At 71.6% G+C, this 12735-nt stretch carries 11 protein-coding genes; 2 read left to right on the top strand and 9 right to left on the bottom strand.

Annotated elements, in window-relative coordinates:
* Positions 1-74 precede the first annotated feature (74 nt).
* Both AMK27_RS18670 and AMK27_RS18675 read right to left on the bottom strand, forming a co-directional pair.
* Positions 75-1424, bottom strand: coding sequence for a CynX/NimT family MFS transporter (locus AMK27_RS18670; RefSeq protein ID WP_241847537.1), 1350 nt, complete (start codon positions 1422-1424; stop codon positions 75-77).
* Positions 1421-2101 carry a FadR/GntR family transcriptional regulator gene (locus AMK27_RS18675; protein ID WP_073908882.1) on the bottom strand — a complete coding sequence of 227 codons (681 nt, stop codon included), beginning with the start codon at positions 2099-2101 and terminating at the stop codon, positions 1421-1423. Before AMK27_RS18675 ends, AMK27_RS18670 begins: the two co-directional genes overlap by 4 nt.
* A gap of 123 nt (positions 2102-2224) precedes the next feature.
* Between AMK27_RS18675 and lpdA the strand changes: the two genes are divergently transcribed.
* Positions 2225-3628: a dihydrolipoyl dehydrogenase gene (gene lpdA / locus AMK27_RS18680; RefSeq protein ID WP_073908886.1), complete on the top strand. Its 1404-nt coding sequence runs from the start codon at positions 2225-2227 to the stop codon at positions 3626-3628.
* An 89-nt stretch (positions 3629-3717) separates the two neighbouring features.
* Positions 3718-4323: a rhomboid-like protein gene (locus AMK27_RS18685; protein ID WP_445194857.1), complete on the top strand. Its 606-nt coding sequence runs from the start codon at positions 3718-3720 to the stop codon at positions 4321-4323.
* Positions 4324-4539: 216 nt separating this feature from the next.
* Here the strand turns inward: AMK27_RS18685 and AMK27_RS18690 are convergent, their stop codons facing one another.
* The 7 genes from AMK27_RS18690 to AMK27_RS18720 all read right to left on the bottom strand — a co-directional run bounded on the left by AMK27_RS18690 (position 4540) and on the right by AMK27_RS18720 (position 12689).
* Positions 4540-5346 (bottom strand): HAD family hydrolase, encoded by an 807-nt coding sequence (locus AMK27_RS18690; RefSeq protein ID WP_073908894.1) that lies wholly within the window; start codon positions 5344-5346, stop codon positions 4540-4542.
* On the bottom strand, positions 5343-6632 hold the full coding sequence (gene serS, locus AMK27_RS18695; protein ID WP_073908898.1) for a serine--tRNA ligase: 1290 nt from the start codon (positions 6630-6632) through the stop codon (positions 5343-5345). Before serS ends, AMK27_RS18690 begins: the two co-directional genes overlap by 4 nt.
* Before the next feature lie 496 nt (positions 6633-7128).
* On the bottom strand, positions 7129-8064 hold the full coding sequence (gene pheA / locus AMK27_RS18700) for a prephenate dehydratase (protein ID WP_055602630.1): 936 nt from the start codon (positions 8062-8064) through the stop codon (positions 7129-7131).
* An 81-nt stretch (positions 8065-8145) separates the two neighbouring features.
* Positions 8146-9417 carry an iron uptake transporter deferrochelatase/peroxidase subunit gene (efeB, locus tag AMK27_RS18705; RefSeq protein WP_073908903.1) on the bottom strand — a complete coding sequence of 424 codons (1272 nt, stop codon included), beginning with the start codon at positions 9415-9417 and terminating at the stop codon, positions 8146-8148.
* Positions 9418-9420: 3 nt separating this feature from the next.
* Positions 9421-11454, bottom strand: coding sequence for a copper resistance protein CopC (locus AMK27_RS18710; RefSeq protein WP_073909578.1), 2034 nt, complete (start codon positions 11452-11454; stop codon positions 9421-9423).
* Positions 11455-11499: 45 nt separating this feature from the next.
* Entirely contained in the window at positions 11500-11967 is a 468-nt protein-coding gene (locus AMK27_RS18715; protein ID WP_073908907.1) for a copper chaperone PCu(A)C, read from the bottom strand.
* Positions 11964-12689, bottom strand: a complete 726-nt coding sequence (locus tag AMK27_RS18720) for an SCO family protein (protein ID WP_198955896.1) — start codon at positions 12687-12689, stop codon at positions 11964-11966. Before AMK27_RS18720 ends, AMK27_RS18715 begins: the two co-directional genes overlap by 4 nt.
* Positions 12690-12735 lie beyond the last annotated feature (46 nt).

The raw sequence follows: 12735 nt of genomic DNA on the forward strand, positions 1-12735 counted from the left end.
CCACCCCGGGAGCCCCACCCCGGAGCCGCCCCGCAACCCCCCTCCCCTCCCCGGGTCCGCTCACCCGGTCCGGCTCACACCGTCCGGTCCCGGGCGGCGAAGAGCCCCACGGTGAGGGCCGCCGCGCAGACACCGAGGACGACGCAGATCGGCAGCGTCCAGGAGCCGGTGGCCTGGTGCAGGGCACCGGCCGCGAGCGGGCCCGCGGCGGCGAGCAGATAGCCGACCGTCTGGGCCATCCCGGACAGCCGGGCCGCGGTCACCGCGTCCCCGGAGCGCAGCACGATCAGGGTCAGGGCGAGACCGACCGCGCCGCCCTGGCCGACCCCGAGCACCGCCGACCAGAGCCAGGCACCCTCCACCGGCGCCACCATCAGACCGGCGTAGCCGGCCGCGACCAGCGTGGTGACCAGCACGATCAGCGGACGCTGGCTCCGCATCCGGCCGGCGAGCAGCGGCACCACGAAGGCGCCCGCGACCTGGATCAGGTTGTTGAAGGCGAAGACGACACCGGCCGTGGAGCGGCTCATCCCGTGGTCGGTGAAGATCGTCGGCATCCAGGCGATCAGGACGTACGACCACAGCGACTGCAGGCCCATGAAGAGTGTGACCTGCCAGGCGAGCGCCGAGCGCCAGACGCTCACCGGGCGGGCGCCGGCGGCCGGGACGGCCCGTACCTCGTGGCCCGTCCGGCCCCGGGCGATCAGCACCTGGGGCAGCCAGGCGACCGCGGCGACCACGGCGAGCAGGGACCAGAAGCCGAGCGAGCCCTCCCAGCCGCCGCCGAGCGCCTTCTCCAGCGGCACCGCGGCAGCCGCCGCGACCGTCGCGCCGGCGATCATCGCACCCGTGTAGACCGAGGTCATCGCCGCGGCCCGGTCCGGGAAGTCCCGCTTGATCAGGCCCGGCATCAGCACGTTGAGCAGGGCGATCGCGGTGCCGACGAGGATGCCGCCGCCGTACAGCGCGTACACGGAGGGCAGCACGCGCGCGAGGATGCCGACGGCGAGCAGCAGCAGGGCCGCGAGCAGCACGCGTTCGGCGCCGAAGCGGCGCCCCAGCCAGGGCGCGACCAGCGCGCCCACGCCGAGGAACAGCACCGGCACCGAGGTCACCAGCGAACTCGCCGTCGAGGAGAGCCCGAAGGCCCCGGATATCTCGCCGACCAGCGGCGCCACGCTCGCGAGCGCGGCCCGCATGTTGAGCGAGGCCAGCACGATCCCGGTGAGGAGCAGCGCCGGACGCGCGAGCAGCGCCCGGCGGGCCGCCGCCCCGGCGGCCGACGCCGTGACCCCGGCCTCGGCGTCGACGAGCACGGGCGGGACGGACGAAGGCGAGGGCGCGGGCGGCGTCACGGTCGGCGGCACGGGCGGCGGCACGGGCGAGGGCGTGGCGGATCCCTGCGTACGGGTCTCCGCGCTCATCGGGCGTCCGCCGTGAGTGCCGCGACGGTCTCCATCGGGACCCGCAGGAGCTCGCGCGCCTGGCGTTCCGCCGCCTCCGGGTCGCCCGCCTCGATCGCCGTGACCAGGGCCTCGTGGGCGTCGATGTCGACCGGCGGCATCTCCCGGTCGCCGAGGGCCTCCACGAGCACCTCGTGCACCTGGGCGGAGAAGAAGCGGTACACCTCGACGAAGGCCGCGTTGTGGGTGGCGCCGACGACCGCGAGGTGGAAGGCGAGGTCGGCGTCCGCGTTCCGGTCGCCCTCCTCGCGCAGGGTGGTGAGGGCGGCCCGGAGCCGCAGCAGGTCGTGGGTGTCCCGCCGGGCCGCCGCGAGCCGTGCCGCCTCGGCCTCCAGCGCGACCCGGAGTTCGAGGACGTCGGCCGCGCCCGCGTGCCGTACTCCGCGCAGCACGGCCGCCGGATCGGCGGTCGACCTGACGAAGGTGCCGTTGCCCTGACGGGATTCGAGCAGGCCCGCGTGGACCAGGACCCTGACCGCCTCGCGGACGGTGTTGCGGCCCACACCGAGCTGCTGGGCGAGCTCGTGCTCGGTCGGGATGCGGTCGCCGACCGCCCACTCGCCGTCCGCGAGCTGCGTCCGCAGCTGGTCCACCACGGAGTCCACCAGCGAGGTCCGTCCCGTCGCCCTGAGTGCCATGCCGTTCCGACCTCTCTATTTGCCCGGTTGCCCGGTCATCCTACAACTGACTGCGGGCGGGACACCGGACTACTGTGGGCCCGTACGCGGACCGAACACCCTCACCACCCTCGGGAGTCAGTCATGTCAGACCGCTTCGACGTCGTCGTACTCGGAGCTGGCCCCGGCGGCTACGTCGCCGCCATCCGCGCCGCCCAGCTGGGCAAGCGGGTCGCGGTCGTCGAGGAGAAGTACTGGGGCGGTGTCTGCCTGAACGTCGGCTGCATCCCCACCAAGGCGCTGCTGCGCAACGCGGAACTGGCCCACATCTTCAACCACGAGGCCAAGACCTTCGGCATCAAGGTGGACGGCACCGTCTCCTTCGACTACACCGAGGCGTTCCGCCGCAGCCGCTCGGTCGCGGACGGCCGCGTCAAGGGCGTCCACTTCCTCATGAAGAAGAACAAGATCACCGAGTTCGACGGCCGGGGCACCTTCCTCGACGCGAACACCCTCCAGGTCGCCAAGTCCGACGGCACCTCGGAGACGATCCAGTTCGACAACTGCATCATCGCCACCGGCGCCACCCCGCGCCTGCTCCCGGGCACCGCCCGCACCGACCGCGTCGTGTCGTACGAGGAGCAGATCCTCGCCGAGGACGCCCCGCAGTCGATCATCATCGCCGGCGCCGGCGCGATCGGCATCGAGTTCGCGTACGTCCTCAACAACTACGGCACCAAGGTCACGATCGTCGAGTTCCTCGACCGGATCGCGCCGCTGGAGGACGAAGAGGTCTCCAAGGAGCTGGCGAAGCAGTACCGCAAGCTCGGCATCGACGTCCTGACCTCGACCCGCGTCGAGGCCATCGACGAGTCCGGCCCGCAGGTCCGCGTCACCGTCACCGGCAAGGACGGCGCCCAGAAGGTCCTGGAGGCCGACAAGGTCCTGCAGGCCATCGGCTTCGCCCCGAACGTCACCGGCTACGGCCTGGAGGCCACCGGCGTCGCCCTCACCGAGCGCGGTGCGATCGACGTCGACGGCCGCTGCCGCACCTCCGTGCCGCACATCTACGCCATCGGCGACGTCACCGCGAAGCTGATGCTCGCGCACACCGCCGAGGCCATGGGCGTCATCGCCGCCGAGACCATCGGCGACGCGGAGACCATGGAGCTCGACTACCCGATGATCCCGCGCGCGACCTACTGCCAGCCGCAGATCGCCAGCTTCGGCTGGACCGAGGCGCAGGCCCGCGAGAAGGGCTACGACGTCAAGGTCGCCAAGTTCCCCTTCGTGGCGAACGGCAAGGCGCACGGTCTCGGCGACGCCACCGGCTTCGTCAAGATCATCGCGGACGGGACGCACGGCGAGATCATCGGCGCCCACCTGATCGGCCCCGACGTCACCGAGCTGCTCCCCGAGCTGACCCTGGCGCAGCAGTGGGACCTCACCGTCCACGAGGTCGCGCGGAACGTCCACGCGCACCCGACGCTGGGCGAGGCCGTGAAGGAAGCGATCCACGGCATTGCCGGACACATGATCAATTTCTGAGGTAGCCGCCGGTTCGGGGTGATAGGCACGGACATGTGCCTCCCGAGACCCTCCCGGGTGGCGAACCGTCCCGACCGATCAGGTCGTGGGTGCGTTCGTCACCCGGTACGCACCTCTGGCTCGCGGTCATCGCGATCACCAGCCTCGTCATCGCGCTGTCCCCCCAGGGCCTCGACAGCTATCTGCTGCACCGCAACAGCAGCAACCTCCACCAGCTGTCCCACCATCCGCTGCGAGCCCTGCTCGGCAGCGCGTTCTGGATCGAGAACCCGGCCGACCTGCTCCTCTACGCGGCGCTCTTCGAGCTGATCCACGCACCCGTGGAGCGATGGCTCGGCACGGCGAAATGGCTCTTCGTCGTCGCCACGGCCCATGTCGCGGCCACCCTGATCAGCCAGCAGGTCGTCCTCGTGGCCATCCGCCTCCACGACGTGCCGCGCAGCATGGCCCATGTCGTCGACATCGGGGTCAGCTACGGTCTCGCCGCCTCGGCGGGCATCCTCACGTACCGGCTCGCCCGGCCCTGGCGCTGGCTCTACCTCGCGGGAGTGGTGGCCTTCTTCGTCCTACCGCTGCTCGCCGACCGCACGTACACCGACCTCGGGCACGCGATCTCCCTGGCCATCGGCCTCGCCTGCTACCCGCTCACCCGCGGAAAACCAGTCGCCCCCGAACGGGAGCCCGGCGCACACTAGTTGTACGGGGGACACGGGGGATCCCCCGAAAAGAGGGGGCGGCCGCTTCGAGCGCGTGGACCAGGTCCACGCGGGCCGCCCCTTCTCTTTTCCCCGCGGGCGTCACTCTTCCCGCAGGCTTCAGCTCTTCCCGCGGGCTTCCGTTCCTCCCGCGGGCTCCAGCTCCTCCTGCGGGCTTCCGTTCCTCCCGCGGGCTCCAGCTCTTCCCGCGGCCGGTCAGACCGACAGCAGACGCTCCAGGACGACGGCGATACCGTCCTCCTCGTTCGAGGCCGTGACCTCGTCCGCCACCGCCCGCAGCTCGTCGTGCGCGTTGCCCATGGCCACGCCGTGGGCCGCCCAGCCGAACATCGGGATGTCGTTGGGCATGTCGCCGAAGGCGATCGTCTCCGCCGCCTTCACCCCCAGCCGGCGCGCCGCCAGCGAGAGACCGGTGGCCTTGCTCAGGCCGAGCGGCAGGATCTCCACCACACCGGGACCCGCCATGACGACGTCCACGAGACTGCCGACCGTCGCACGCGCTGCGTGGGTCAGTTCGTCGTCCGACAGCGTCGGGTGCTGCAGGTAGAGCTTGGTCAGCGGCGCCGCCCACAGCTCCGCCGGGTCCTCGTACGGCACGTACGGCAGCGGCCCCGGGTGCGCCCGGTAGCCGGGGCCCATCAGGACCTCGCCCTCCAGGCCGTCGCGGCTCGCGGCCAGCGCCAGCGGGCCGACCTCCGCCTCGATCTTCGAGAGGGCGAGCCCCGCGAGCTGCCGGTCCAGGGTCAGCGAGGTGAGCAGCCGGTGCTCACCCGCGTGGTAGACCTGCGCGCCCTGCCCGCACACCGCGATCCCCTCGTAGCCGAGGTCGTCCAGGATGTGCCGGGTCCAGGGCACCGCCCGGCCGGTGACGACGATGTGCGCGGCGCCCGCCTCCGTGGCGGCGGCGAGCGCGTCCCGCGTACGGGCGGAGACGGACTCGTCGGCGCGCAGCAGCGTGCCGTCGAGATCCGTCGCGACCAGGCGGTAGGGGAAGGGGCTCACTTGGCGATCGGCTCCAGGACCTCACGGCCGCCGAGGTAGGGCCGCAGCATCTCCGGGACGCGCACGGAACCGTCGGGCAGCTGGTGGTTCTCCAGGATCGCCACGATCGTGCGCGGTACGGCGCACAGCGTGCCGTTCAGGGTGGCCAGCGGCTGCACGGTCTTCTTGCCGCCCTGCTCCTCGCGCATGCGGACGGAGAGGCGACGGGCCTGGAAGCTGTCGCAGTTCGAGGCCGAGGTCAGCTCGCGGTACTTGCCCTGGGTCGGGATCCACGCCTCGCAGTCGAACTTGCGGGAGGCGGAGGCACCGAGGTCACCGGTGGCGACGTCGATGACCTGGAACGGCAGCTCCAGACCGGTCAGCCACTGCTTCTCCCACTCCAGGAGCCGCTTGTGCTCGGCCTCGGCGTCCTCCGGCGCGACGTACGAGAACATCTCGACCTTGTCGAACTGGTGGACGCGGAAGATGCCGCGGGTGTCCTTGCCGTACGTGCCGGCCTCGCGGCGGAAGCAGGGCGAGAAGCCGGCGTACCGCAGGGGCAGCTTGTCCGCGTCGATGATCTCGTCCATGTGGTACGCCGCGAGGGGCACCTCGGACGTGCCGACGAGGTAGTAGTCGTCCTTCTCCAGGTGGTACACGTTCTCCGCGGCCTGGCCGAGGAAGCCGGTGCCCTCCATGGCGCGCGGACGGACGAGCGCCGGGGTCAGCATGGGGATGAAGCCGGCCTCGGTGGCCTGCGCGATCGCCGCGTTGACCAGGGCGAGCTCCAGGAGGGCGCCCACGCCGGTCAGGTAGTAGAAGCGCGAGCCGGAGACCTTGGCGCCGCGCTCGACGTCGATGGCGCCGAGCGCCTCGCCGAGCTCCAGGTGGTCCTTGGGCTCGAAGCCCTCGGCCGCGAAGTCGCGGATGGTGCCGTGCGTCTCGAGGACGACGAAGTCCTCCTCGCCGCCGACCGGGACGTCGGTGTGGACGATGTTCCCGAGCTGGAGCAGCAGCTGCTTGGCCGTCTCGTCGGCGTCGTTCTGCTCGGCCTCGGCGGCCTTGACGTCGGTCTTGAGCTGCTCGGCCTTCTGGAGGAGCTCGGCGCGCTCCTCCGGGGTGGCCCTGGGGATCAGCTTGCCGAGCGCCTTCTGCTCGGATCGGAGCTCGTCGAAGCGGACGCCGGACGACCTGCGCCGCTCATCGGCGGAGAGCAGGGCGTCGACGAGCGCGACGTCCTCTCCACGGGCGCGCTGGGAGGCGCGAACACGGTCGGGGTCCTCACGGAGCAGGCGAAGGTCAATCACCCCACCAGGCTACCGGTGCGCGTTCGCCCGCCCCCACCGGATAACGTCACGCGTGTTGTCACGCATGGCGTTATGCCCGAATTGATACCTGTGAGAATGCCGGGACTCGGGCTCTGCATTTAGTTATCCACAGGCTGTGCGGAAGATCTGTGGACTACGGGGAAGATCGCGCGGATTTCCCGCCCCGACCCTGGGAATTCCGTGATCAAACGCCATTGAGGCACTCATTTGGGTGGGAATTGCTCGCTCCAAAGAGTTGGTCGAGCGAACCGTGCTGACGAGGGCTTCTTCCCCGCACTGTGGACAGGTGGGCGGGGTCGGCGAGTGGCTAGGGCGATTTGTCGACCTTGTCGGCGTGCGCTGTCGACTTGTCCCCAGGTCGAGCCCCGAGCCTGTGGATAACTGCTGTGGGTAAGTGAAAATACGCAGGTAGGACTAGCGGTTCGCACCTGTGGACGAACGCTCCCGCCGTCGGGAGCGTTCGGTCACCATCGGGTCAGGCCCGACCGTCCTGGGCCCTCGCCAGCCAGTCGGAGGCCGCCATGAACTCCCCGTCCGAGGTGCCGCGCCGCAGCGCCGCCACGTCCTCGACCGCGACGCCCGCCCTCGGGTACGAGCCGAGGAACCGCACCTTGGGGCAGATCCGCTTGAGCCCCATCAGCGCCTCGCCCACCCGCCGGTCCGAGATATGGCCCTCGGCGTCCACGGCGAAGCAGTAGTTCCCGATCCCCGCCCCCGTGGGCCGGGACTGGATCAGCATCAGGTTCACCCCGCGCACCGCGAATTCCTGGAGCAGTTCGAGGAGGGCACCCGGATGATCGTCACCCAGCCACAGCACCACCGAGGTCTTGTCCGCGCCGGTCGGCGCCGCGGGCCGGGCCGGCCGGCCCACCAGGACGAACCGGGTCTCGGCGTTCTCCGCGTCGTGGATCTCGGTGACCAGCGCCTCGAGGCCGTACGTCACCGCCGCGAACTCCCCCGCGAACGCGGCGTCGAAGCGGCCCTCCTGCACCAGCCGGGCCCCGTCCGCGTTGGACGCGGCAGACTCCCACAGGGCCTCGGGCAGGTGCGCCCGCAGCCAGTTCCGGACCTGCGGCTGGGCCACCGGGTGGCCCGTCACGGTCTTGATGTCCGACAGCTTGGTCCCCGGCCGCACGAGCAGCGCGAAGGCGATCGGCAGGAGCACCTCGCGGTAGATCATCAGCGGCTCGCCGGAGGCCAGCTCGTCGAGGGTCGCGGTCACCCCGCCCTCGACCGAGTTCTCGATCGGGACGAGAGCGGCGGCGGCCTCCCCGTTCCGTACGGCGTCGAGCGCGGCCGGGACCGAGACCATGGGGACGAGTTCCCTCGTCGCGGCCTCGGGCAGCGTACGCAGCGCGGCCTCCGTGAAGGTGCCCTCGGGGCCGAGATACGTGTACCGGGTGGCGGACATACCGTCACCCTAATGGGCCCCGGAGCCGCGGGCGGCCCGCCCGGCGGGACACGCGTGCCCGCCGGCGGCCGTCCCGGTGGGTCAGGACTCCAGGAGCCGCTGTCCCACGTACTCGCCCTCGGCGGGACCGCCCGGGACCGCGAAGAGGCCGCTGGCCTCGTGACGGATGAACGCGGACAGCGCGTCGCCCCGGTCGAGCTTGCGCTGCACGGGCACGAAGCCGCGCAGCGGATCGGCCTGCCAGCAGACGAAGAGGAGACCGGCGTCCGGCGTCCCGTCGGGAGCGATCCCGTCGTGGAAGGAGAACGGCCTGCGCAGCATCGCCGCCCCGCCGTTCTGTTCGGGGGCGGAGATACGGGAGTGGGCGTTGTCCGGGATGACCGTCGTCCCGTCCGGGCCCCGCTTGTCCAGGTCGAGCTCCGAGGACTCGCTGCCGCCGGTGAGCGGGGCCCCGTCGGACTTCCGCCGCCCGATCACCTTCTCCTGCCGGTCGAGCGGCAGCTTCTCCCAGTCGTCGAGCAGCATCCGGATCCGGCGGACCACCGCGTACGAGCCGCCGGCCATCCACTCCGTCGCGGCCCCGGTGCCCGCCGGGACGAAGATCCGCCGGTCGAAGTCGGGATCGGTGACCTTCGGATTGCCCGTGCCGTCGATCTGCCCCATCAGGTTGCGGGCCGTCATCGGCTTCGCGGTGGCGCCGGCCGAGCGGTTGAAGCCGTTCATCTGCCAGCGCACCCGGGCCGCGTCCCCCGCGTCCTTCTGGAGGGCGCGCAGCGCGTGGAAGGCGACGAGCGCGTCGTCGGCGCCGATCTGCACCCACAGATCGCCCTCCGAGCGCCGGGCGTCCAGGGCGTCGGCGGAGAAGGCGGGCAGCGGGTCGAGCGCGGAGGGGCGGCGCGCGGTGAGCCCGGTCCGGTCGAAGAACGTACGGCCGAAGCCGAAGGTGACCGTGAGGGAGGAGGGACCCGCGTCGAGTGCCACCCCGGTGTCCCCGGCCGGAGCCCTGCCCGCCATCAGCGCCTTCGCCGTCACCGACCAGCGGCGCAGCAGGGCCATCGACTCCTTGCGGCCGGCGCCCGGGGCGAGGTCGAAGGCGATCAGATGACCCCGGGACTGCGAGGGCGTGGTGATGCCCGCCTGATGTTTCCCGTGAAACATCACCTCGGTCGAACCGACCGCGGTCAGCGGCGGGGTGCCGCCGGCTCCGGCCCCGTCGGTGCTGCCGCCGGCCGACCGGGCCGCGGTGACGCCGGCGCCGCCGGCCGCGCCGATGACGAGTCCGGCCGCGCCCGCCGCGCCGACGGTGCCGAGCAGCCGTCGCCGGGAGATCTCAAGAGGGTTGTTCTCGGTCAAGGATCAGCCGATCTTCACGTTCTTCTCGATGGTGGTCTGGTCGATCTCGGAGGTCCGGACGGTGACCTGGATCCGCCATTCACCGGGCATCGGGATCTGGACTCCGCTCGCGCTCCAGTGTCCGGTCTGGATCCGGTCCGGGGCGACCGGCAGCGGGCCGACGTCCTTGGCTTCGAGCGTGAGCGCGACCTTGATCTCGGGCACGTCCAGCGGCTTTCCGTTGGGCCGTTCGACGAAGAGGTGCAGCGCGTTGGCGCCGGTGCGGCCGGGGTCGAGGCTCAGCCGGACGATGCCCTTGCCGTCGACGCCGCCGGTGTCGAAGGGCAGCCGGATGTCGACGGGCCGGTCGGGCACGGCGGCCGGGCCGGACGCGGCGGTGCCGCCCCGTCCCGCCTCCTCCTCGGTGCGGCCGGGCTCGGTCGAGGTGAGCACGGTGGTGACGGCGAGGAGCACGACGGCGACGGCGGCCTCGGTCAGCACCGAGCGGCGCAGACCGGCCCGCTCGGGGTCGGCGTCCCGCTCCCGCTTGCGCCGCGCGGTGGCGACGGCGGCCCGCTGCCGGGCGAGCTGGGCGGCCCGCTCGGGATCGGCGGTCGAGGCGGACTGGGCGGACTCAGCGGGTGCGGTGGCCCCGGTGGTCTCGGCGGGCGGGGTGGCCCCGGTGCTCTCGTCTGCCTCTTCAGCCTCTTCAGCCTCTTCGGCCTCTTGGGCCTCGGCCTGCTCGGTCTCTTCGGCCTGCGCCGTCTCTTCCGCCTGCGCGCTCTCCTCGGTCTCCTCGGTCTCCTCCGCCGGCTTCGGGTCGGCGAGGCGCTGCGTCCAGCGGCGCGATATCCAGGCGATGCCGATGAGGACGCACATCAGGCCGATCTTGACGAGCAGCAGCTGCCCGTAGCGGGTGCCGGTCAGCGCGGACCAGGAGCCGACCTGGCGCCAGGACTGGTAGAGCCCGGTGGCCGCGAGCACGGCCACGGAGCCGAAGGCCACCTTGGAGAAGCGCTCGATCGCCGAGCGGTCGACGGACGGCGCCTTGTAGAGGGAGACGAGCAGCACCGTGAGACCGCCGAGCCAGGCGGCGACGGCCAGCAGGTGCAGGATGTCGACGGGCATGGCGATCCCGGGCTGGATCCCCGTCGAGGCGTGCTCGGCCAGTGCCCAGGTACCGGCGATGCCGGCGGCGACGACGGTGCCGCCGAGGCCGAGCCCGAAGGCCAGGTCCTTCTTCTCCTTCGGGTCGGTCCGCCGGGCGTAGGCGCCGAAGAGGACGGCCACGAAGAGCGCGGCCGCGCCGAGCAGCAGCAGCCGGGAGGTGAGGGCGGCGCCGGTCTTCGTCTCCAGGACGGACTTCAGCCCCGCCAGGTCGAAGGCGTCGGAGAGTTCACCGGAGCCGGTGTACGGGTTGCGCAGCAGCAGCATGACGAGGGTGGCGCCGGTGAGGGTCAGCCAGCCCCGGACCACGGTCTGCTGGACGGGTCGGACGCTCGCGCCGCGCGGCCAGCAGGCCAGGACGAAGGCGCCGCCGCCGACGAGGACGGCGAACCCGGCGTACGAGACATAGCGCGCGATGCCGTAGAGGGTGCCGACGAGACCGCCGCCGGCCGCCCGGTCGGGCAGGGCGACGGACGTCGTGGAGGGGGCGCCGATGGAGAAGGTGAAGGCGCCGGAGATGGGGTGGCTGTCGGCCGAGACGGTCTGCCAGGCCACGGTGTACGTGCCGTCGGGCAGACCGGCCCGGAGCGCCACCCCGTAGCGGACGATCGATCCGCTGCAGAGGTCGAGTATCTCGCCGGTGTCGGCCCGCCGGCCCGCCGGGTCGAGGACCCGGATGGAGTCGGCGCTCATGGCGACCTGTTCGGAGAAGGTCAGGTTGACCTCCTTGGGAGCGGCGGCGACCACCGCCCCGTCCTTCGGATCGCTTCCGGTCAGCGCCGCGTGCGCGGACGCGGGGGCGGCACCGGCGAGCAGCGTGCCGAGCAGCGCGGCCGCGAGGATCAGCAGCCGGGCCAGGGCGGTACCGAGGCGCGGGGCGGTGGTTGTCATCTTCCGGTTCACTCCGTCAGTTCTGTGAGAACTCCGTCAACGCGCTCAGTGCTGCTGCGGGTTGTGGTTGGCGGCTTCGACGGGAAGGTCGACCTTGATCGGGTCGGACTTCTCGAAGTGGAGCTCGATGCTGACCTTCTCGCCCTGCTTGGGCTTCTTCTTCAGCTCCATGAACATGATGTGGTTGCCGCCGCGGGCGAGCTTCAGCTCCCCGTTCGCGGGGATGTCGAAGGACTTCACCTCCCGCATCTTCTGGTCCTTCGTCTCGTGGATCGTGACGTCGTCCGAGAGGGGGCTGGTGACCGAGGTGAGCTTGTCCGCGGTGCCGCTGTCGTTCTTGATGGTGAGGAAGCCGCCGGCCATGTCCATCACCGGCTGCGGCATGAACGCGGCGCTGACCTTCAGATCGGGCTTCCCGTCCTCGGACGCCTCGGACGAGGACGAACACCCGGTCAGTGCGAGCGCGGCGGCGAGCGCCACGGATGCGGACAGGGCGGTGGTGCGGCGGTTCACGGGTTCTCCCCCTTGATGAGCTTCGGCAGGTCCTTGGCGTAGTCGTCGACGCTGGTGTCCTCGCCGTACAGGACGTAGCCCTGGTCGGTCGTCGGCGAGAAGGCGATCACCTGTGCGCCGTGCATGGAGACGACCTGGCCGTTCTCCTTCTTCGGCGGGTCGATGCCGATGCCGATCTGCCGCGCCCCCGCCTGGATGGTGGAGAACGAGCCGGTGAGACCGGTGAAGGAGGGGTCGCCAGCGGCGGGCAGCCACTTGGCCAGCTCGGCCGGGGTGTCCCGCTCGGGGTCGGTGGTGACGAAGACGACCTGGAGCTTGTCCTGGTCGGCCTTGGGGAGCTGCTTCTTGGCGATGGCGATGTTGCTCATCGTCATGGGGCAGACGTCGGGGCAGTGCGTGTAGCCGAAGTAGATGAGCGTCGGCTTGCCCTTGGTCCGCTCCCGCAGGTCGTACTTCTGGCCCTTGGTGTCGGTGAGGACGAGGCCGGGCTTGGTGAACGGCCGGTCGAGGACGGTCGCGGCCCTGGTGGTGTCGTCGCCGCCGGAGACGACGGCGACCGAGCCGCCGGCCGAGGGCTTGCCGTCGTCACCGCCGAGGCCGACGGCCGCGGTGATGCCGATCGCGGCGACGATCGCGACCGCGGCGACGATCAGCGGGGTGCGGCGCCCGGGACGGGCGGGGCCGTCCTCGGGCGTCGGGGAGGGGGTCTTCTCTGCGGACATGCTGGTTCTTTCCGCTTCTTTCCGGATTCGCTGGTGGAGTGCGGCC

The sequence above is a fragment of the Streptomyces sp. CB02009 genome, assembly GCF_001905825.1.
In the GTDB taxonomy this organism is placed as follows: Bacteria; Actinomycetota; Actinomycetes; order Streptomycetales; family Streptomycetaceae; genus Streptomyces.